This is a genomic window from Enterovibrio litoreus (assembly GCF_045679545.1).
Taxonomy (GTDB): Bacteria; Pseudomonadota; Gammaproteobacteria; order Enterobacterales; family Vibrionaceae; genus Enterovibrio.
In genome coordinates, this window is sequence record NZ_CP166195.1 from 1,211,206 (window position 1) to 1,231,581 (window position 20,376).

Here is a 20,376-nt window from a genome sequence, read left to right on the forward strand (position 1 = left end):
TTGCATGGGTGTCTGTGTGTGGTTTTATGTAAATTATTGAATTTTAATTATATATACCGTTTCGTTCATATTGATTTACTTTTACACATCAAATCTTCTTTTGACAACAAGTGCTTTATTTGTAAGTCTTATTTTAATTGAACGTTCAATCAAAAAACATTTTTGCTACATTTTTAACCAATCAAGGAGGGTTCGATGCCAAAAGTAGGGATGCCCGCAATTCGCCGCCCACAGCTCGTTGAGGCAACCATGTCTGCCATTGACGATGTTGGTTTGGCCGGAGCAAGTGTCGCCCTGATCAGCCGAAAGGCTGGGGTATCAGCGGGGATCATTAACCATTACTTTGGTGGCAAACACGGATTGCTAGAAGAAACCATGCGTTCTGTGCTCCGTGAACTCTCTAAGGGTGTTCAACAAAGGTTGAACATGACCGATCCAAACGATGCCAAAGGGCGCATTCTCGCCATTGTTGATGGCAACTTCGACCCCAATCAGGTGAGCAGCAAAGTGACCAAAACCTGGCTGGCATTCTGGTCTCATGCCATGCACGACCCCGCTTTATTTAGACTCCAACACGTCAACGAAAGGCGTCTGCTTTCACATCTTCGCGTTGAACTCAAAAAACTGATGCCCTCGGATCGCGCTGCGTTTGTTGCGCAGGGAATTGCTGCGTTGGTTGACGGCATCTGGCTTCGTGGGGCGCTCAATCCGCAAGGTATCGATTCGCTAGAAGCGGTTGCGACGATTGAAGACTACCTCGAACGCCAACTTCAAGACTTTCCATCCATATCAAAAGGCAATAATTAAATGGATATTAAACAGTTATACATTCACGGAGGCTACGTTGATGCGACCTCCGGCGAAACGTTTCAAACCCTAAACCCAGCAACGGGCGAAAAGCTGGCTGACGTGCAACAAGCGAGTCAGTCCGATGTGGATGCAGCAGTCAAATCAGCTTGGGAAGGCTTTCAGGTTTGGTCGGCAATGAGTGGTGCGGAACGTCGTGCTATTTTGAACCGCGCCGTGGCTATCTTGCGTGAACGCAATGATGAGCTGGCAGCACTAGAAGTGCTGGATACCGGTAAGCCGATACAAGAAGCGCAGTACGTTGATGTGGTGACAGGCGCAGACGTGATTGAATATTACGCGGGTCTGGCGGTGTCTATTCAAGGCGAACAGCAAAGCCTTGGTGAAAATCAGTTCTTCTATACGCGCAAAGAGCCTTTGGGCGTATGTGCGGGCATTGGTGCATGGAACTATCCGATTCAAATCGCGATGTGGAAAGCGGGCCCAGCGTTGGCGGCAGGCAATGCCATGGTATTCAAGCCCTCAGAAGAAACCCCGTTAACCACGCTGAAACTGGCTGAGATCTTTACAGAAGCAGGCATGCCTGATGGCGTGTTTAACGTGGTTCAGGGCGATTACCGTGTCGGACAGATGCTCTCTCGCCACAAGGATATCGTTAAGGTCTCGTTTACGGGCGAATGCGGAACGGGCAAGAAAGTCATGGCTGATGCAGCAGGCTCGCTGAAATCTGTCACGATGGAGCTAGGCGGCAAGTCACCACTGATCGTGTTTAACGATGCTGACATTGATAACGCCGTTTCAGGTGCCATGCTTGCGAACTTCTACACCCAAGGTGAAGTGTGCACCAACGGCACTCGCGTGTTTGTACATGATGATATCTACGACACTTTCCTCGAAAAATTGGCAGCTCGAACAGACAAGCTAATTGTGGGCGACCCGACACATCCTGATAGCCAAATCGGCGCGTTGATCTCCAAAGACCATCTCGAAAAAGTGCTTGGCTTTATCGAACAAGGTAAGCAAACCGACGCGCGCTTGCTGTGCGGCGGCTACCAAGTTACCGAAGGTGGGCTGGACAAAGGTAACTTTGTTGCGCCGACCATCTTTGCTGATTGCACCGACGACATGCCTCACGTGAAACATGAGATTTTCGGCCCTGTGATGTCAGTGCTGCGTTTCAGCGATGAGCAAGAAGTGATTGCCCGTGCAAACGATACGCAGTATGGCCTTGCCGCTGGCGTGTTTACCACCAACTTCTCTCGCGCACACCGTATGATAGCCAAGTTGCAAGCGGGTATTTGTTGGATCAATAACTGGGGCGCATCGCCAGCAGAAATGCCCGTTGGCGGTTATAAACAGTCCGGTATTGGCCGCGAAAATGGCGTCGAAACACTGAATCATTACACCCAGACCAAGAGCGTTTACGTCGAGTTGGGTGATGTAGATAGCCCGTACGCGTAATAGGATTTTTTTAGCATCATGGCAATTGAAACAGAATTTGATTACATCATTGTCGGGGCGGGTTCAGCGGGTTGCGTGCTGGCGGATCGCCTGACGGAATCTGGCGAGCACAACGTATTGATCCTCGAAGCGGGCGGAACAGACCGAAGCATTTTTATTCAGATGCCGACCGCGCTTTCTTACCCAATGAACACCGAAAAATACGCATGGCAGTTTGAAACCCAAGCCGAAAGCGGATTAGACGGCCGTAAATTACATTGTCCTCGCGGCAAAGTGCTGGGTGGCAGTTCTTCCATCAACGGCATGGTGTATGTGCGTGGTCACGCCAGTGACTTTGACCAATGGGAAGCCAACGGGGCGCAAGGTTGGAACTATCAATCTTGCTTGCCGTATTTCAAACGCGCTGAAACCTGGATTGGCGGCGAAGATGACTATCGCGGCGGCAATGGCCCTGTTGGAACATGTAACGGTAACGACATGGCACTGAACCCGCTTTATCGTGCGTTCATTGATGCAGGCGAACAAGCGGGTTATCCGGTCACCGAAGATTACAACGGCTATCAGCAAGAAGGCTTTGGCCCAATGCACATGACGGTGGATGGCGGCGTACGTGCGTCTACGTCGAATGCCTATTTACGTCGTGCCTTGAAACGCAGCAACCTCACGCTGATCAAAGGCGTAACGGTGAACAAGATCTTGCTGAAAGAAAAGAAAGCCGTCGGTGTTTCGTACCAAAAAAGCGGTCAACACCATGAGGTGAACGCACGCAAAGACGTGATCAGCGCGGCGGGCTCTATTGGTTCACCGCAGTTGCTTCAGCTCTCCGGTATTGGCCCGAAAGCTGTGCTGGAAAACGCAGGGGTTGAGGTAAAGCACGATCTGCCGGGCGTGGGTGAGAACCTGCAAGACCATCTAGAAGTTTACTTCCAGTATTTCTGTAAAGAACCCATCACCCTTAATGGAAAGCTTGGTTTGATCAGCAAAGGGTTGATCGGTACGCGCTGGATCTTGTTTAGAGATGGATTGGGCGCAACCAACCACTTTGAGTCATGCGCATTTATTCGCAGCCGTGCTGGGATCAAATGGCCGAACATTCAATACCACTTTTTGCCTGCCGCGATCCGTTACGACGGCAAATCAGCAGTGGAAGGGCACGGTTTTCAAGTGCACGTTGGCCCAAACAAACCAGAAAGCCGCGGTTATGTGCGTATCACCAGTGCGAGACCTGACGACAAACCCGCGATCGTTTTCAACTACATCAGCACAGAACAAGACAAGCAAGACTGGCGTGATTGTATTCGTTTGACCCGAGAAATCATTGCACAAGCAGCCTTTGAGCCCTATCGCGATGGCGAAATTCAGCCGGGCGAAAACGTGCAAAGTGACGAAGAAATCGATGCATGGGTGAAAGCCAATGTGGAGAGCGCGTATCACCCATCATGTACCTGCAAAATGGGCGCAGACACTGATCCAATGGCGGTGCTTGATGCTGAACTGCGCGTACGTGGCATTGAAAATCTGCGCGTGGTGGATTCTTCCGTGTTCCCAACAATCACCAACGGCAACCTCAATGGCCCAACCATCATGGTGGCAGAGCGTGCCGCAGACATGATCTTGAATAACGCCTTGTTACCTTCCGCTGATGTGGCGGTATGGCAGGATCCAAACTGGCAGACTCAGCAGCGTTTGGTTCTGCCAGAAAACGCACCTGAAAGTGAAACGGTTTCGGATGCGCATAGGCAATAACAGTCAACCAAGAATAGAAAAACCGATCTTGTGCATCGAGTAGCTAAACCAAACTCGAGAATAAACAAGACAACGCATAAAAACTGAAGGGCGCGGCTTACTGCAACGTCCGCAGACAAAGAAAGGAAGAGGAAAGCATCATGGATACTAAACAAACTCAACGACTGAGCGCACTAAGCCTGACCGTAGCAGCAAGCTTGATTGCTGCGCCAGCGATGGCAAACCAGTGTGAGAAAGTGAGTTTTTCAGATGTAGGTTGGACGGATATTACCGCCACCACCGCAGCAACGACGCTTGTACTGCAAGGTATGGGATACGAAACCGACATACAGCTGCTGTCTGTCCCTGTTACCTATACCTCGCTGGCAAACGGTGACATCGATGTATTTTTGGGCAACTGGATGCCAACCATGGAAGGTGATATTGCCAAGTACCGCGATGCAGGCACGGTTGAAACCATCAACATGAACCTTGAAGGCGCGAAATATACCTTGGCCGTGCCAAAGTACGCCTTTGAAGCGGGCGTAAAAACCTTCGAAGATATCGCCAAGTTTGAAGATAACTTCAAAGGCCGCGTTTACGGCATTGAGCCGGGTAACGATGGCAACCGTCTGATCCAAGACATGATCGATGCGGATGCATTCGGCCTGAAAGACTTTGATCTGGTCGAGTCCAGCGAAGCAGGCATGTTGTCACAAGTGAAGCGCGCTGTTCGTCGTGACCAGTGGATTGTGTTTTTAGGCTGGGCACCACACCCAATGAACAGCAACTTTGAGCTGGAATATTTGGCGGGTGGTGACGAGTACTTTGGCCCTAACTATGGCGGTGCGAATGTTTACACCAATGTGCGCCAAAACTTCACCACCGAGTGTCCGAACGTTGGCAAGCTGCTGACCAACCAGAAATTCTCGTTGGCGATGGAAAACGACATCATGAACGGCATTTTGAATGATGGCGTGAAGCCAGAAATCGCTGCAAAAGAATGGCTACAAGGTAATCCAGAAGCGCTAACCGCATGGTTAGACGGTGTGAAAACGCTCGATGGCAAAGATGCACTGCCAGCCGTTAAAGCACATCTCAATATCCAGTAAGGCATTGACTGCTGCCCGTCCGCAGTAAGTGTCGGGAGCAGCGGGTGAGGGCGCATTGATAGCGCCACTCACCCAAACCATGATGGATTTTGGAGTACACATGAACTGGATTACTGACAATAAAATACCCCTCGGCGATTACATGGAAACCGGCGTAGATTGGCTAACCGATAACGCTGCTGGCTTCTTCGATGCGCTTTCCCTGTCACTAGAATGGCTGATCTTATCCCTTGTCGATGTGATGCAATGGATGCCGCCATATGTGCCCATTCTGCTGACCGCCGGCCTTGCTTGGCTTTTACACAGAAGCATCCCGCTGGTGGTGTTTGTTTGTGCCGCATTATTGCTGATTTTAAATTTAGGCTACTGGACGGAGATGATTGAAACCTTCGTACTGGTGCTCACGGCTACCTCGCTATCGGTATTGATCGGTGTGCCACTTGGCATTCTCGCCGCACACCGCCCGTGGCTGTATACCTTTATGCGTCCGGTTCTCGATTTAATGCAAACCATTCCTACGTTTGTCTACCTTATTCCAACGCTGGTGTTGTTTGGTCTTGGCGTTGTGCCGGGATTGATCTCCACCATTATCTTCGCCATCGCTGCGCCAATTCGTTTGACCTATTTAGGCATTCGCAGTGTGCCGGAAGAGCTGATTGAAGCGGGCAAAGCCTTTGGTGCGACCCCAAGTAAACTGCTGTTTAAAGTCGAACTGCCCGCCGCCATGCCAAACATCATGGCGGGGATTACCCAGTGCATCATGCTGTCGCTTTCCATGGTGGTGATCTCGGCGCTAGTGGGCGCCGATGGTTTGGGTAAACCGGTTATCCGTGCGTTGAATACCGTGAATATTTCTCAAGGCTTTGAAGCGGGTCTGGCCATTGTACTCGTGGCCATCATTTTGGATCGCTTATGCAAAGCACCGGCATCACAAGGGAAAGAGGGATAATCATGAAGGCAGTAACCATAGAAAATTTGGACGTGATTTTCGGTCAGTCGATTGATAAAAGCCTGACCTTGTTAGATGACGGAAAAACGCGCCAGCAAATCCAAGAAGAAACGGGCGATGTGATTGGCGTGCATAACGCCACACTGAGCGTCGAACAAGGCGAAATCTGCGTACTGATGGGGCTTTCAGGCTCCGGCAAATCCAGCTTGCTTCGTGCGGTCAACGGCTTGAACCCCGTCACTCGCGGTTCGCTAAAAGTACGCAATGGTGATGAGATGGTCGATCTCGCGGGTATTGATGACAATGCGCTGCGCCATTTGCGCTCACACCGTATTTCCATGGTGTTTCAAAAGTTCGCATTGATGCCTTGGCTATCCGTGGTTGACAACGTCGCTTTCGGTTTAGAAATGCAAGGTGTGGGCAAAGACGAGCGCCGTCAACGTGCCATGGAAAAACTCGACATGGTTGGTTTAACCGAATGGCATGACAAATTGCCCCATGAGCTTTCAGGCGGCATGCAGCAGCGTGTTGGCCTTGCGCGCGCGTTCACCATGGACAGTGACATTCTGTTGATGGATGAACCCTTCTCGGCACTGGACCCACTGATTCGAAACCAGTTGCAAGACGAGTTGTTAGAACTTCAACGTAAGCTCAACAAAACGATTTTGTTCGTGAGCCACGATTTGGATGAAGCGCTGAAACTGGGCAATAACATTGCCATTATGGAGTCAGGCAAAATTATCCAACACGGTAAGCCAGAAGACATCGTGTTGCGCCCTGAAAATCAGTACGTGGAAGATTTTGTGGCGCACACCAATCCGCTCAACGTCTTGCGTGGCCGTTCGTTAATGACCGCCATTGGCGATCTTGAGCGCGAAGGAAACACCTTGGTATTGAACCGACACGAACAAACCGTGTTAGAAACCGATGCAGAAGGCCAAATCACGGGTGCGAAACGTCTAGACACCAATCTTCCAATTGTTCGATGGCAAGAAGGCGAGAGCATCACTGATCTTGCTGTGGACTCGGTTGTGATTACGTCGGCAGATACGTCTATGCGTCATGCACTGGAAATCCGCTATCACACGGGGCAGTCTGTGTTGCTCAGTGACGAAGAAAAGATCATCGGTGTGTTGTCGGACAATGATTTCTACCACGCGTTGCTTGGTAAGCATTTCTCTCAAGACGCCGCATAGCAATTTTGGTAATGGGAAAACAAAAAACGCCAACTTTTTGAGTTGGCGTTTTTTTGTATTTAAGATTGCTGCTTATTTACCGCAGCATTTCTTGTATTTCTTTTCGCTACCGCATGAACATGGGTCATTACGGTTTGGCGTTTTTTCAAACACTGTCGTTTGTGGCTTGCAAAGCAGTGTTTCGAATTCAGTGATTTCTTCTGGTTGCTCTGCATCTACTGTAATGGTCACAAACAGTTGGTTTTCAAGCGCCTTAGCTTCTAGCTCAGCTTTACGCTCTTCTGTTTGTACCGTCAGCATCAACGGAAGGTCTTCTGAACCCGGTTTTGCTGCACGCTTGGTGTTATAACCAAAACTTTCGTATTTTGGTTTTTTTTCAATTCTGCCTTTATAGAAAAACTTAGACATGGGATTTTCCGGGTTAGTTGAATGCGGAGTGAGGTTATACAGCAAAACGCACCCGCAATAAATATTAACGAGACATGAACCCGCAATTCATTGCTGCTAACGCACCAGAAGGCGGGGATTCTGCTGAAATCATCGCCTACAGCGGCTCAGGTTAACAAAATGCTTTAGCGGGTGGCTTTGAGCATCAGTTGATGAAAGGCATCACTGTGTTTGTCTTCTTCACTGCAAACACTCAGTAAATCATCGATGAAATGCTTTAATGCACGGTGCTCAATCTGCTTGATCTGCACTTGCTGGGCATTCGGTAACATGTGATACATGCTTGCCGCGCCAAAATCACCGAAGATGATATTCGCTTGGTCATCGAACAAGGTGTTATGGGCGTACAAATCGCCGTGACAAACCTGACTGTTATGCATGTGCTGAAAAACGTCTTCCATCTGCGCGACGATTTTTTCGATCTGTGCAATCGACAGAGTAAAACCGGGTGGGAAGGTATCTCGCGTGCAGGTTTCGAAGTTTGGTGGCAGGCCAAGATTCTTAAAGTGCGACGGGATCAAATTCATCACCAGTGCAAGAAAACCGGGCTCGCTGACCTGTGCTAACGACTGCACAAGGCTAGGATGATTGCCGACCTTTAAGCACGCATTAAGCTCGTCCTGTGGGTAGCCATCACTGGTGACTTCGCCTTTAAATACTTTCACCGCAATGTCATTGGGAAAATCGTCTTGATTGGCATTCCATACGGCTTTTGAAATCACGCCCGATGCGCCCTGACCGAGCACTTCTTGCAGTTCAAAACTGGATGATGGCACATGCGGCACAGACTCAACATTCGCATCAGATTGGCAGAACGGATTCCCTGCAAACGCAAACCACGCCAGTTTTGGCAGGCTAAGCAAGTGATCGGGGCATTCACGCAATTGGTTTGCAGAAATACGCAAGAGTTCGAGGTTTTCCAATTCGCCCATCGTGTGTGGCAGCGAGGTTAACTTATTCCCTGCCAATGCCAGTTTTTGCATGCGTGGGCGTTGGCCTACTGCATCTGGCAAGGTCTCGAGTTGATTGTCAGTTAAGATCAACCAGCGCAGTTTTGGCGGCAACGCCTTTTCGGAAACATAGCGGATTTGGTTAGCTTTAAAGCCAATCATTTCTAACTCTGGGCATTCCCCAAGCACTTCGGGCAGTGCTTCAAACAGGTTGTTTGAGGCAAAGATGATTTTCAGCTTGGTCAGTTGCTTGATCTCAGCGGGCAGAGACGAAAGCTGGTTTCCAGACAAATCGAGAATTTCTAAGCTGTCAGCCAGCGAAAGGATCTCTAGCGGGAAGGTGGTGAGATTGTCGGAAAGGCTTAGGCGTTTAATGCCTGCAAGTTCGCCGGAAACGAGCTGAGAAAGCGTGTGCAAAATGAGAAATCCATGCTGATCAAAACAAAAGGGGGCTAGTTTACAAGAAAGATGATCAAAAAGGGTAACGACTTACGCTGCTAGAGGCTGGCACAGCTGCCATAGCTGACATAGCTGGAAAGGTTCAATGGTTCGTCAATGCCAATACAAAGAGAAAACCTACGAAAGCCTCAACGCGAAAACCGAAGGATATGCCCTTTGAAAATCTGATCTAAATAATCGGTGTTTTCTGGCTTGGTGTGATCGCTTACAAAACCGTACTCAACCATCTTGGCGCTCAGTTTGTTTTTTCGTCCTCTGCCGGGGTCAACAATAATGACTTCGCACTTTTCGTTGGCATGGTTCTGAATGAAATGCGCGAGCAAATCCACATGCTGATCTTCATAGAGCAAATCACTTCCAATGATCAGGTCAAACAGACCGAGCTCGCTTGTGTCATCCGCCCAATCAACACGTTCAAAGGTAATGTTATTGCCGTTGTTTAGCTGGGTGTTTCTATCAAGAAAACCTTCTACTTCAGGGTGATGATCTGTCGCGGTAATGTCGGCATCTTGCTCGTTGAGTAACAAGCTCGATAAGGCAATGCCACAACCCATTTCAAGAATTCGCTTCCCTTCGGTATCAAAGCTCAACATATGGTTGGCGAGAACCAAACTCGAAGGCCAAACCACACCAAAAATCGGCCAAGAGGCAGAGGAAATACCCAGCCCGAACGCGATGCCTTTCGGATCACTGAACTGCTGCTTGTCACGCAGTGTGCAGATATGGATATCGGTGTTGCCGATCTCGATCGTTTGATAGCGAACACGAACAGGAGGAGTTTGGGTTGTCATAACATTTCCTAGCGAATAGAGAGACGAAGCTCAGCCAAATATCGCGTGGAGATATAGATGACGAAACAGATGAATATTCAGGTTATAGCAAATAGGGAGTGACACAAGGTATTAAACGTAGTGCTGTGGGTAATGCGAGGCAGAGATACAAAAAGAGCGCCATCGCTTAGGCGCTCCTTGTCGAAAGCAGTTTTGCTTGCGCAGGCAAAAGATTCGCGTTGTCGAATCAGTGCGTTTTTCTTGGGCCGTTACGCACCATGTCTTTACCGTTATCGAACACTTCTTGTGTTACCCAGCGAGCAAGGATCAACTGATGGTTGTCGTCTAGAACCGCAACAAATGGGCGACCATCTGAGTTGTTGGTCGCAAGGGCCACGCCTGCCACACCTTTTAAGCCTAAGCCGCCGCTTTCAATCGAGATAAGGAAAGCTTCTAGTTCTTGAAGGTTGTCGATAATATCAAGTTCGTTATTCATTTGTTCAACACTCTTTGTGTGCTTGAAGAATTTTACTGCGCGGGATTATTTCACGTCAGACCGTGATTTGGCAATGCACTGCGCCTTTGCCAAGCATTCATCAAAGTCACCATCCACCTGGATATGGGGGAATAATCGGCACATTTGTTGATGCTCACTCGAAAATCCAAGGGCTTATTGATGCATTCATCTGTTGGAGGGCGACAATACGCACCCATTTATTTTCGAGGAATCATGGTTCATGGAAGAACTGGTTGGCGGTCGTGAAGGTGCTATTTATAAACGTGGGGATGTTGTGGTAAGGCCATTGAATCCTTGGTCTACCACTGTTCATCGCTTGCTGAGCCATTATCACGCGCAAGGTATCAAAGAATGCCCCACATGCTTAGGCGTAGAAGGTGACACTGAGTTACTCAGTTACGTGAAAGGCGACGCGTACAATTACCCCTTAACGGGCGCGATTGCCAGTGAAACCGCCCTGATAACGGCGGCAAAATTGTTAAGAAAGCTACATGATGCTTCAACATCGTTTCTAACTGAACACCACACCGATTCATTGACATGGATGCTACCCGCGCGACAACCGCAGGAAGTGATTTGTCATGGTGACTATTCGCCATACAACGTGGCATTGAATGGCAAAACAGTGGTTGGTGTGTTTGATTTTGACACCGCCCATCCCGCCCCGCGAGTCTGGGATATTGCCTATGCCGTGTATTGCTGGGCCCCGTTCAAAACCGACAAGATCGACGCATTGGGTACGCTGATAGAGCAGAGTGAACGCGCCAAGCAATTTTGCGATGCCTATGGCGCGACAAAGCAAGATCGCACTGCATTGGTGGATACCATGGTGGCGCGTTTAACTGCCTTAGTGCGGTTTATGCATGATGAAGCCAACGCAGGCAATGCGCAGTTCAAAGCCAATCTTGAAGATGGGCATCACCTGAGCTATTTGGCAGACATTGATTATTTAAAGCACAACCAAAAAACGATAACGGCGAGGTTGTTGGCGTGAGGTAGGGATCAAGCTGAGGTTTTGGGGGTTTGTGCCTCAACGTTGCTTAGAGTAAAAGCGCATCAAAATTCTGCGCAACTGAACTTCTCATATTTAAGCCAATGACCGATAGCGTATCTGTATTGATTTAAGTGTTGGTTAGATACTCAGGCCTGATGGTGACGGTGCATAATCTTCAATCTCACCGGTTTGTCACTTTTCAACAACGTAATTTTTTCAGGTCGGATCTTAGTTTTATAAAACAGAACGTTACGCTTGATGGTAGAATTGCAGTTTGTTTTTATGTCACTAAATGGCGTGTTTAAACACACCATTTCTGGGTCTAATACACTGTTAGCCATTTACACAAGGATGTAATGTGTTCGGAAACCTATTTAAAAAAAGAAAAAAACAAATGCCTATTGAACTCGATCCAGAACAAGATGAGTTCCTAGGTTTGGCAATTCAAGAATATAACCAAAAAAGAAAAGAAACTCACAAGAAATATGATTTTGATAAACAAGCTTGGTCTTTTGAGCAAGATACAAACGTATTTCAATTGCTAAAAGATAAAAAAGTAATTTATGAGGCAGATGGGCAGATACTTGGCTCATAGCTTAAAAGTGATGGCAAATTTGAGTGGGCGTGGAATAATCCAAACTCCTCTAAATCATCATCAATTGAATCCAAATTAGTACGTAAATATGGTAAAGAAAACAACTTACCATATTTCTCTGACGGAACAGCATTAATTGGTAGTGAGGAGTTCGCCGCATATTTTTGTGCTGTTGGTGTAAAACTTTCAGACTCAGAAAGTGCATTTCATGGTGATGTAGGTAATATGGTTGTATATATTATGCTCAAAAATTTCCGTGAAGTAACAACTGCAAAGTAATGTTATTTATATAAAAATGGCTAACAAGTTGCTTAAACGGAATAAAAACAGTTGGCCATCGCTTCGCGATTATAGCCAACCATTTTTATCCGCTTAGCAAGGCATTAAGCCCCAGAATTCAAATAGATGATTTATCGTTAGAAAGGAATGAAATGAATTTTTTAGAGCAGATTGAAACTTTGGTAATTCAAGTTGCAACGTCAAGTTTTACGAAGGATGTCGATAGAAATATAGATATCGTTAAAAAGAGATTTGGCTTAGGAGATGAAGACTCATATACACTACAAGAAATTGGCGATTACTATGGTATCACACGTGAAAGGGTTCGCCAGATTGAAGCAAAATCTCTAGCTAACTTACGTAAAGTTTTAAATGGTGATGAAATCCGGAAGTGCTTAACAGCTCCCGATTCGACGATCATGGAGTTTGAAGCCCTTAAGCTGAACATTTATGAACAAGATTATATTCTCATTGAAAGCGATGTGATTAACTATTTCTGTGAAAGGTATAACGTAGATGCTGACTCTCTAAGCTTAAATGTTGTTCCAGTTATTTTAGAAGTATTGGGCTACGATAAACTACCAAGTAGAATTAATGGTTATTCAGAAGAACTAGTGGACTGTTGGTTCTTGACTGATATGTTTGATCGAAAAACAATTGAAAGCGTATTTAGGTCATTGCAAAAATATAGTGGTAAAGCTGAAAAAGTTAAAATATTTGACCTTATAGTGAAGGCAAAGCGTGAATGTGGTGAAAATCTTAATAGAGATATATTACATCTTATATTGAAAGTTTGCTCAAATTTTCAGAAGGTAGATGAAAATTTGATTGAAGTAAGATTTGAAAGTTTATCTAGTGTGGCTGAGAAAGCATACAGAGTTCTTGAATATTATAACGAACCCAAACATTACAACGACATATTGCGAGAAATTAACTTTAGACTATCCAAGGCAGGAGTTGAAAGGTTAGTTTTAGACACTAACGTAAAAAACCAAATGGTTTCCGACAAAAGATTTGTTGCCATAGGTAAAAGTGGTTATTGGGCTTTAAAAAAGTGGAATAGTATTTCAACAAAATCTATAGCAGAACTGATGGAACTTCATTTTCACAAAGAAAATATGCCTCAGTCAATTGATCAATTGTTTGTCTATGTCTCTTCTAAAAGACCAGGAGTATCTAGGAAATCAATCATAACATACCTACATGATAAGCCACAGTTTATTAGGGTTGGAGATGGTTTGTACTCACTAAGTACATGGGGGGAGCTTTCGATTTCAAAGGTTCGAACTGATTCTAATGAGGTTTCTCTTAAGGTCAAAGATATCGTTGAAGAAGTATTTTCTAAACAAGAGTTTATTAGTAATGCTGAACTCATTAGTGTTATAAAGAGCAAGTCTAATATATCTGAAGCAACAATCAGAAAAACCATACAATCATGTTCGGAGATTGAAGTTGTTGATACTATAGGTAAGAGCAATAAACTGAAGTGTACAGATCTCCGTTTATTATCCTTATCAGATAGAAAATCGAAGAAACTTCTTCGAGAAAAAGTTCAAGAAAAGATTTTGTCAATTATGCTTGAGCGCTCTGGACGTAAAATACAGAAGATAGAGTTATATAAGCTAGTATCGAGTGAAATTGAGTGCATTCGACCTACTTTTTATGCTTATTTAAGTGAGATGACAAATGTTAAACAATATGCGTCCAATAATAAATACTACTGTGAAATGAATGTGGCTGAAAAAGCTGGTCATTCTATTGCTTATTTAGATCTTTCACCTCTAGAAAGTTGTTCTGACTTTGAAATTGTTGAAAATGTCGTTAAGGCAACTGATAAGTTGAATGAAAAGGATGTGGATATTGGACTGTTTGAGCTTGGTAGAATTTTCGAAAGTACCCTAAAGAAATATTTGTTATCTTCTAAGGGAAAAGAAGAGTTTGATATTGTAAATAAAGATTTGAATAGACTGGTGTCTATGATTTCTTGTGTGGAGAGAAATAAAAATGTTATTCCAATCACATTGAAGCAGCACCACTTGACCCTTCTTAGAGAGGATAGGAACTTAAGGGCTCATGATGATATACCAACAAAAAATGAGCGATTAATAATACTAGCGAAAGCACCTTTTATAGTAGAAATGTATATAGACTACATTATCAAGTTTTCTCAACTAACTATGGAAAGCTCAGAAATATAGGCTTAACAAATAAGAATAAGTGTCGCGCAGCCGACACTTTATTCGGGTGTTGAACAAGCCCGACGCCTCTTTATTTTGTAAATTGCTCGGATGAGCATAGGATGGATCTACGCCCGTCACTTTTGTCAGGACGAGCGTAGCCATGAGGTTAGTGGAGAACCATCAACTTCAATGATTTACGTTAACGGTACGTGTGTTCTCGATTTGTCCTCCTCTGAGCCAGTGACGGCAACACTGTGTCACGCATTCGGTGAATAGCCAAAATGGCTTGGCGCTCAGGCGATTTAACGGGAACAAAGCGCGTATTGGGGCGCTGTTTCTGAAAAACTGAACGGCTTCGCAGATAGCGATGGCATCATTAAGGTCATTTTTGCCTTTGGTGCGATACGGGCCGACATATTTAGCGGCCATAATACGAGCATCATGGCCTAACTTGATGAATTCTCTGGCCCAAAAATGCGCACCACTGCAAGCTTCCATGCCTATACGCATGGGTGGCATATTTGCTAATGTAGTCAGCAATTTAGCGCGTGATAGAGATTTATGAAGAATGACCTTTCCACGGTCATCAACCGCGTGCAGTGAGAAGTGGTGTTTGGCAAGGTCAACACCGCAAAAAATTTGAGAAGACATAGAACCTCCGGTTTTGAAAAAGACACCTAAGTGTGGCAAATCCACATGAGGGGGGATCCATGTCATTCGTTATGTGCCTTCACAAACCACTTATCATACGTTCAGTTTAGGGAAGGGTGTCGCACAATTCCGAAGTGGCCAATTTTTGTATGTTTTCAACTAAGTGTTTTTGGCATAGTAGAAAACAACTGTAAAACAAAAGAAAAGTCATTAAAAGTAAATTTGCTTTTGGTAAACACATCGTTTTGATGCCCAATATTTTGTTAAATATCTGAGGAAACTATGGATACAACCAAATACATTCAATTATTAGCCAAATTATACTTGGGTCTCTTGGTTCTTTACATATTTTCAACGTTTATGTTGCAAGATTATTTACCTCAAGAACTCAGGGGGTTTTTAGAGGCTGAAATTGAACGAGAGCCCACACAAATAGAAGATATCGCTTTTGTTCCTATTGTTACTCTCGTCATCTTACATATAGCGTCTTTAATTGGATTTATCCGAACTAAAATATGGTCTGCAAAATACTTTGTATACACCACTATAGGTTTAGCTGTTGGTTCGTTATTTATGGGACCGTACGTAGATCACGCGGTAGCAGCGACGATTAGTAGCGTTTCAGTATCAATCGCGGGCGCAATAATTGCTATGCTATACACCACAAAATCGGCATTTAACCCATAGTTGAAAAATAACGCGACAAGCTCTGTTCTATAGGTAGGATTCAAATATAGTGGTCAAATCAAATTGGCCACCATAACCACACATCTCGGCAGATAACAAGGCCATTAAACACCGCCCCTTTGGGGGCTGGACTCGCAAAAAACGTACTCGCCGTTTATGGCAGCGTTATATTTGTTTTGCATAACAATACTCAGGAAGATCGTTGAAAATTCTAAACGTAATTATTCTCGGAATACTTATACTTACGCTGCCCATAACTGCAATAGGTATACTTTTCGGGTTAGCGGGAAGTACATCCCATTTCATTATGATCATATTGATTGGATATATTGTAACAATTGTAACTGGTGCTCTAAGTTTTTTTTGGAAAGTGTTCCGCTATTACCCATTAATTGGGTTGCTACTGATTGCTATTGGTTTCAGCCTAAATCATCAATACTGGAAGCAACATAATATAGATTTGTGCGTAAAGCTAAGAGCAAACCCCTCTTGTATTGAAGATAATATCGGCTTCAATTGTTCAAACTTTGAAGGTCATGGTTTTTCGACCGGAAAAGGTATATGTAAGAATGTACCAGAAAAAATATAACAAATTGCTTAACAAAGACTCCCAACGCTTGGCGACTTCAGTCGCAATTTCAGCTCCGTGTTTATGGCACAATATTCAAGTTGAGTGGCATCGCGTTGTCGCTTGTTAGCAAGGCGTTATACAATTAAGGAGAAAAATGAAGCCTGATGTACACGGAAGTAGAATTGTTTTGAGGTCAATTCAAACGGATGATTCTGATGATTTGTTTGAAATTTATGGTGATATTCAAACAATGGAATTTGCCTCAGATCCAGTTTTTACATCGAAAGATATGATGGTTCAGATGCTAGAAAGCGTCGTCCGACTAGAGAAATCAGGTGAATCGTTGGAATGGGCGGTTATGGAGCAAGAGACAAACAAAGTTATTGGAACTTGTGGCTTACATAACTTTAATGCTAGCGGTGATTCCTGTGAGGTCGGGTGCTTACTAAATTCATCGTACTGGCGACAAGGGTATATGTCGGAAGCGCTTCGTTTACTATTTTCTTATGCCAAATCTTTGGGCATTGAAAAATTGCATGCAGATATTGATGACGGTAACTTTCGGTCTCAAGCTTTGTTTAACAAACTAGGTTTCAAAGCTAAAAACGGTCAGTTTCAGCGCTTGCTGTGAGGCATCGTATAACAAAGGTTTTGAAGGTGGACGAAAAACATCTCCGTCATTTTTGTTAAATCAGTTTTTGGCGTTTAAGGTGGCTCTATTGCGTGAATCTAATGTTTTTCGCCCCTTAAAAAGACTACATGGATCCCCCTGTTCGTCAAACATCCGCAAGACATTCTGAGATCTGTTATGGACTGCCGCTCTACATTCGGGTTTTCTCTGACTCTCGTCATGGCCCTTATGACATTGCACGGTTGCAGTGCCCCTTTTCTACTAAACAGATTGGCGTTAGAGGGCATCAAATGTGCCCGCCGCATTAACAGGCTCTCTGCAAATGGTCTTAACCTATTCTCATCAGCTGCGTCTGCAATGACCCGGTTGGGGTGTTTCTCTATGTGGCTTGTGTATTAGGCCACGTAGTCTTGGTATTCGGTTTGATTGTGTAACAAAGCCCAGATGATTCGGGCATTCTTGGCGGCGAGCGCAACAATGGCTCGATTCATGCCTCGCCGTTCAAGCACATTTCGCCCCCAGTTGCTGAGCCTGTCCTGTTTCTCTCCAAGGTTAGTGATGGCCGCTCTCGCACCATGAACGAGCAAGGTTCGGAGATACTTATCACCCTGTTTGGTGATGCGCCCAAGCCTGGGTTTACCGCCAGTCGAATACTGCTTAGGTACGAGTCCGAGCCAAGCGGCGAAATCCCGACCTGAGTCAAATTGCTCGCCTTTGCCAATGGTTGCAAGGATGGCGGTTGCCGTTTGAGGGCCAATGCCTCTGACCTTCATGATCCGCATGGCATTGGGGCTAGCTTTTACAACAAGATCGAAGCTCTGCTCTGTCTCCTCGATACGTTGGTTGAGCGTTTGCAGGTGCTCAAAGCAATCCGCTAAAACAGCACGCGCAATATCGGGTATTCCGTTTTCAGCGGCCTCAAGAATGAGCGGTACTTCGCGATGGATCGCGGCGCGACCTGTAGGAAGGACAATCCCGAATTCCGCCAATAGCGCCCGAATTCGGTTGATAAGGGCTGTACGTTCCCGAACCCAATGCTCACGCATTCGGTGAATAGCCAAAATGGCTTGGCGCTCAGGCGATTTAACGGGAACAAAGCGCGTATTGGGGCGCTGTTGCTGAAAAACTGAACGGCTTCGCAGATAGCAATGGCATCATTAAGGTCATTTTTGCTTTTGTGCGATACGGGCCGACATATTTAGCGGCCATAATACGAGCATCATGGCCTAACTTGATGAATTCTCTGGCTCAAAAATGCGCACCACTGCAAGCTTCCATGCCTATACGCATGGGTGGAATATTTGCTAATGTAGTCAGCAACTTAGCGCGTGATAGAGATTTATGAAGAATGACCTTTCCACGGTCATCAACCGCGTGCAGTGAGAAGTGGTGTTTGGCAAGGTCAACACCACAAAAGATTTGAGAAGACATAGAACCTCCGGTTTTGAAAAAGACACCTAAGTGTGGCAAATCCACATGAGGGGGATCAATGTCATTCGTTATGTGGCAAATGGTAGGGATAAATTGCGAGAGTTTAGGAAGGCATTGCCAAAAGATAGTGATGCAATAGCACTAATATCAGTCGAAGGCTGGAAATATGCGTATAAAGGCATAATGACAGATAAGGAATTGAATTTAATCGATCCAATTGCAAGGGCAAAAGGTAGAGCAAAATTCATAAGTGAAAACCCTCTATCAACTCTTGTTGCTAGTTATGGTGGTTCGCTTGTTGGGTTTGTCGACTTCGAAAAATCCCGAGATGATGATAGCCTCGATTATGTTGGTGAGATTTGGGCTATCTATGTTCTTCCGCAGTTTATTGGTAAAAGCTTTGGAAATGATCTCATTGCATTGTCGTTTCAGGAGTTATCTCAAATGGGTTTCAGTGAGGTGACGGTTTGGACTCTGAGGGATAATCAGGTAGCTAGAAATTTTTATGAGCGGCAAGGCTTTCAGCTCGATTCAAAGGAAAGGCTATACAAAGGTTTAAAGGAAGTAAGGTATCGCAAGACGTTAGATAAAGTCACATAACCAGGCTATCAACGGGACGCTTTTGTCAATGCGGCAGATTATGGAAGTGTTGTAAATACAAAGAATTAAAGCAGTTTGGGCGGTTTGATATGCGCCTGTTATCGCGACGTTATGTGAACGGTGATGTATGAGATTTAGCGACATTTTGGATATATTTGAGCGTGAGTATGAGCCGATACTATGTAAGTTTTGTCATTATAACCTTTCAGTGCAAGAAGCTATAGATACTCAAGATGATTACATTTGGCATCCTGGCGTTTATGTGTGGTTTCATCCGAAGGATGGTGTTTTAAGAGTAGGACGAAGCTTATCTAACTCGCGAAAAAGGTCTCTTGAGCACGTCGGGCATAACACCGGTGGTCTTATTAAGGAATATGCACAGGATTCTGAGACACGAATATGTTTATTCAACGTGAAAGATATTAGTGACTCTCACTGGGTTGCTTCTCTAGAAATCTACTTTGAGAGCGAGCTAAATCCAGTTTTGAAAGCTGGGCGGCAAGGCTAACAGAACAAATAAAAATAAGTGTCGCGCAGCCGACACTTTATTCGGGTGTTGAACAAGCCCGACGCCTCTTTATTTAGTCAATTGCTCGGATGAGCAGAGGCCGGATCTACGCCCGTCACTTTTGTCAGGACGCGCGTAGCCATGAAGTTAATAGATAACCATTTACTTCAATGATTTACGCTACTGTTTTATGTTTTCCGTTTCAAATTGAATGGCGGCCTGTTCTTCAATGTGGCGGAAGTAGTCACGGTCTTCGGTCAGGATATGCATGATCAACCAATCGGTTAGGAATGTTTTTACTTTTTCGGGCTGGTCAATCAGGCGATTGTCGGTGATTTCATACTGGGTTTCGTACACTTCAAAAATTTGAGTGATCAGCTTGTGGTGGTGCGCTTTGTGACGCAGGATTTTCTCTTCAGGATAACCCACTTCTTCAAGCAACTTTTCTTCACGGCGGAAGTGCGTTTCTGCATAACGAATTAACTTATTCAGCGTTTCAAAAATCACCTGATCATCATCACCCCGACGAATGTTGTCGTAGAAGCGATTGGCAATATCGAACAGCATCTTGTGCTCGTCATCAATGCTTTTCACGCCGGACTCGAAAATCTTTCCCCAAGCAATAAATTTTGTCGTCATATCATTCCCTTAACCTAATAGAGCGAGTGTAAGGCACTTAAAATTTGGGCGAAATGATAAGCCTCACGAATACTAGGTTTTCGCTCAGTAAGAGTGATAAATGAGTGGTGGGTGTATTTCCGTGCGCTAGATCGGTTGATTGGCGGGATTCGCGTTAAAGAGTCATTGGGGGTTGACCTTGTCGTCTATTATTCGATATATATCGAAATGAGCTTGT

17 protein-coding genes and 3 pseudogenes are annotated in these 20,376 nt (G+C 45.2%); 13 read left to right on the forward strand and 7 right to left on the reverse strand.

Annotation, left to right across the window (positions count from 1 at the left end):
- Positions 1-195: 195 nt before the first annotated feature.
- The 6 genes from betI to choV all read left to right on the forward strand — a co-directional run bounded on the left by betI (position 196) and on the right by choV (position 7,250).
- The gene (betI, locus tag AB8599_RS20705; protein ID WP_016958517.1) at positions 196-807 is read left to right on the forward strand and encodes a transcriptional regulator BetI; all 612 of its coding nucleotides are present in this window, start codon (positions 196-198) and stop codon (positions 805-807) included.
- Complete coding sequence (gene betB / locus AB8599_RS20710; RefSeq protein ID WP_407333622.1) at positions 808-2,268, forward strand: betaine-aldehyde dehydrogenase; 1,461 nt, start codon at positions 808-810, stop codon at positions 2,266-2,268. It abuts the gene before it with no gap.
- Positions 2,269-2,286: 18 nt separating this feature from the next.
- Positions 2,287-4,014 (forward strand): choline dehydrogenase, encoded by a 1,728-nt coding sequence (betA, locus tag AB8599_RS20715; RefSeq protein ID WP_407333623.1) that lies wholly within the window; start codon positions 2,287-2,289, stop codon positions 4,012-4,014.
- 140 nt (positions 4,015-4,154) lie between these two features.
- The gene (locus tag AB8599_RS20720) at positions 4,155-5,105 is read left to right on the forward strand and encodes a choline ABC transporter substrate-binding protein (RefSeq protein WP_407333624.1); all 951 of its coding nucleotides are present in this window, start codon (positions 4,155-4,157) and stop codon (positions 5,103-5,105) included.
- Between the two features lie 100 nt (positions 5,106-5,205).
- Positions 5,206-6,054: a choline ABC transporter permease subunit gene (gene choW, locus AB8599_RS20725; protein WP_371732658.1), complete on the forward strand. Its 849-nt coding sequence runs from the start codon at positions 5,206-5,208 to the stop codon at positions 6,052-6,054.
- A gap of 2 nt (positions 6,055-6,056) precedes the next feature.
- Positions 6,057-7,250, forward strand: coding sequence for a choline ABC transporter ATP-binding protein (choV, locus tag AB8599_RS20730; protein ID WP_407333625.1), 1,194 nt, complete (start codon positions 6,057-6,059; stop codon positions 7,248-7,250).
- A 72-nt stretch (positions 7,251-7,322) separates the two neighbouring features.
- Here the strand turns inward: choV and AB8599_RS20735 are convergent, their stop codons facing one another.
- The 4 genes from AB8599_RS20735 to AB8599_RS20750 form a co-directional block, all read right to left on the reverse strand.
- Positions 7,323-7,658 carry a PBPRA1643 family SWIM/SEC-C metal-binding motif protein gene (locus AB8599_RS20735; protein ID WP_407333626.1) on the reverse strand — a complete coding sequence of 112 codons (336 nt, stop codon included), beginning with the start codon at positions 7,656-7,658 and terminating at the stop codon, positions 7,323-7,325.
- Positions 7,659-7,822: 164 nt separating this feature from the next.
- Entirely contained in the window at positions 7,823-9,064 is a 1,242-nt protein-coding gene (locus AB8599_RS20740; RefSeq protein ID WP_407333627.1) for a leucine-rich repeat-containing protein kinase family protein, read from the reverse strand.
- 170 nt (positions 9,065-9,234) lie between these two features.
- Positions 9,235-9,897 carry a class I SAM-dependent methyltransferase gene (locus AB8599_RS20745; protein WP_407333628.1) on the reverse strand — a complete coding sequence of 221 codons (663 nt, stop codon included), beginning with the start codon at positions 9,895-9,897 and terminating at the stop codon, positions 9,235-9,237.
- A 226-nt stretch (positions 9,898-10,123) separates the two neighbouring features.
- Complete coding sequence (locus AB8599_RS20750) at positions 10,124-10,372, reverse strand: hypothetical protein (RefSeq protein ID WP_407333629.1); 249 nt, start codon at positions 10,370-10,372, stop codon at positions 10,124-10,126.
- Between the two features lie 241 nt (positions 10,373-10,613).
- Here AB8599_RS20750 and AB8599_RS20755 point away from each other — a divergent pair, with 241 nt between their 5' ends.
- From AB8599_RS20755 to AB8599_RS20770, 4 genes and pseudogenes are all read left to right on the forward strand, one after another.
- Positions 10,614-11,387, forward strand: a complete 774-nt coding sequence (locus AB8599_RS20755) for a phosphotransferase (RefSeq protein WP_407333630.1) — start codon at positions 10,614-10,616, stop codon at positions 11,385-11,387.
- 358 nt (positions 11,388-11,745) lie between these two features.
- Positions 11,746-11,982, forward strand: a complete 237-nt coding sequence (locus AB8599_RS20760) for a hypothetical protein (RefSeq protein ID WP_407333631.1) — start codon at positions 11,746-11,748, stop codon at positions 11,980-11,982.
- A gap of 18 nt (positions 11,983-12,000) precedes the next feature.
- Positions 12,001-12,261, forward strand: a pseudogene (locus AB8599_RS20765) (DUF6882 domain-containing protein); the annotation flags it as partial.
- A 152-nt stretch (positions 12,262-12,413) separates the two neighbouring features.
- Positions 12,414-14,459, forward strand: coding sequence for a sigma factor-like helix-turn-helix DNA-binding protein (locus tag AB8599_RS20770; protein ID WP_407333632.1), 2,046 nt, complete (start codon positions 12,414-12,416; stop codon positions 14,457-14,459).
- A gap of 238 nt (positions 14,460-14,697) precedes the next feature.
- Here the strand turns inward: AB8599_RS20770 and AB8599_RS20775 are convergent.
- Positions 14,698-15,092 (reverse strand): annotated as a pseudogene (locus AB8599_RS20775) (transposase); the annotation flags it as partial.
- A 282-nt stretch (positions 15,093-15,374) separates the two neighbouring features.
- On the opposite strand from AB8599_RS20775, the gene AB8599_RS20780 reads away from it, so the two are divergent.
- Both AB8599_RS20780 and AB8599_RS20785 read left to right on the forward strand, forming a co-directional pair.
- Positions 15,375-15,779, forward strand: a complete 405-nt coding sequence (locus AB8599_RS20780) for a hypothetical protein (protein ID WP_017009817.1) — start codon at positions 15,375-15,377, stop codon at positions 15,777-15,779.
- Between the two features lie 725 nt (positions 15,780-16,504).
- Positions 16,505-16,981: a GNAT family N-acetyltransferase gene (locus tag AB8599_RS20785; protein WP_407333633.1), complete on the forward strand. Its 477-nt coding sequence runs from the start codon at positions 16,505-16,507 to the stop codon at positions 16,979-16,981.
- A gap of 395 nt (positions 16,982-17,376) precedes the next feature.
- Here the strand turns inward: AB8599_RS20785 and AB8599_RS20790 are convergent.
- Positions 17,377-18,412 (reverse strand): annotated as a pseudogene (locus AB8599_RS20790) (IS110 family transposase).
- Between the two features lie 30 nt (positions 18,413-18,442).
- On the opposite strand from AB8599_RS20790, the gene AB8599_RS20795 reads away from it, so the two are divergent.
- Positions 18,443-19,012 (forward strand): GNAT family N-acetyltransferase, encoded by a 570-nt coding sequence (locus AB8599_RS20795; protein ID WP_407333634.1) that lies wholly within the window; start codon positions 18,443-18,445, stop codon positions 19,010-19,012.
- A gap of 688 nt (positions 19,013-19,700) precedes the next feature.
- On the opposite strand, the gene AB8599_RS20800 is transcribed toward AB8599_RS20795, so the two are convergent.
- Complete coding sequence (locus AB8599_RS20800; RefSeq protein WP_407333635.1) at positions 19,701-20,159, reverse strand: bacteriohemerythrin; 459 nt, start codon at positions 20,157-20,159, stop codon at positions 19,701-19,703.
- Positions 20,160-20,376 lie beyond the last annotated feature (217 nt).

Bases quoted from the DNA above. Each gene is read 5' to 3' on its own strand.
- betI (WP_016958517.1), top strand. From the start codon at position 196: ATGCCAAAAGTAGGGATGCCCGCAATTCGCCGCCCACAGCTCGTTGAG.
- betB (WP_407333622.1), top strand. From the start codon at position 808: ATGGATATTAAACAGTTATACATTCACGGAGGCTACGTTGATGCGACC.
- betA (WP_407333623.1), top strand. From the start codon at position 2,287: ATGGCAATTGAAACAGAATTTGATTACATCATTGTCGGGGCGGGTTCA.
- AB8599_RS20720 (WP_407333624.1), top strand. From the start codon at position 4,155: ATGGATACTAAACAAACTCAACGACTGAGCGCACTAAGCCTGACCGTA.
- choW (WP_371732658.1), top strand. From the start codon at position 5,206: ATGAACTGGATTACTGACAATAAAATACCCCTCGGCGATTACATGGAA.
- choV (WP_407333625.1), top strand. From the start codon at position 6,057: ATGAAGGCAGTAACCATAGAAAATTTGGACGTGATTTTCGGTCAGTCG.
- AB8599_RS20735 (WP_407333626.1), bottom strand. From the start codon at position 7,658: ATGTCTAAGTTTTTCTATAAAGGCAGAATTGAAAAAAAACCAAAATAC.
- AB8599_RS20745 (WP_407333628.1), bottom strand. From the start codon at position 9,897: ATGACAACCCAAACTCCTCCTGTTCGTGTTCGCTATCAAACGATCGAG.
- AB8599_RS20750 (WP_407333629.1), bottom strand. From the start codon at position 10,372: ATGAATAACGAACTTGATATTATCGACAACCTTCAAGAACTAGAAGCT.
- AB8599_RS20755 (WP_407333630.1), top strand. From the start codon at position 10,614: ATGGAAGAACTGGTTGGCGGTCGTGAAGGTGCTATTTATAAACGTGGG.
- AB8599_RS20770 (WP_407333632.1), top strand. From the start codon at position 12,414: ATGAATTTTTTAGAGCAGATTGAAACTTTGGTAATTCAAGTTGCAACG.
- AB8599_RS20780 (WP_017009817.1), top strand. From the start codon at position 15,375: ATGGATACAACCAAATACATTCAATTATTAGCCAAATTATACTTGGGT.
- AB8599_RS20785 (WP_407333633.1), top strand. From the start codon at position 16,505: ATGAAGCCTGATGTACACGGAAGTAGAATTGTTTTGAGGTCAATTCAA.
- AB8599_RS20800 (WP_407333635.1), bottom strand. From the start codon at position 20,159: ATGACGACAAAATTTATTGCTTGGGGAAAGATTTTCGAGTCCGGCGTG.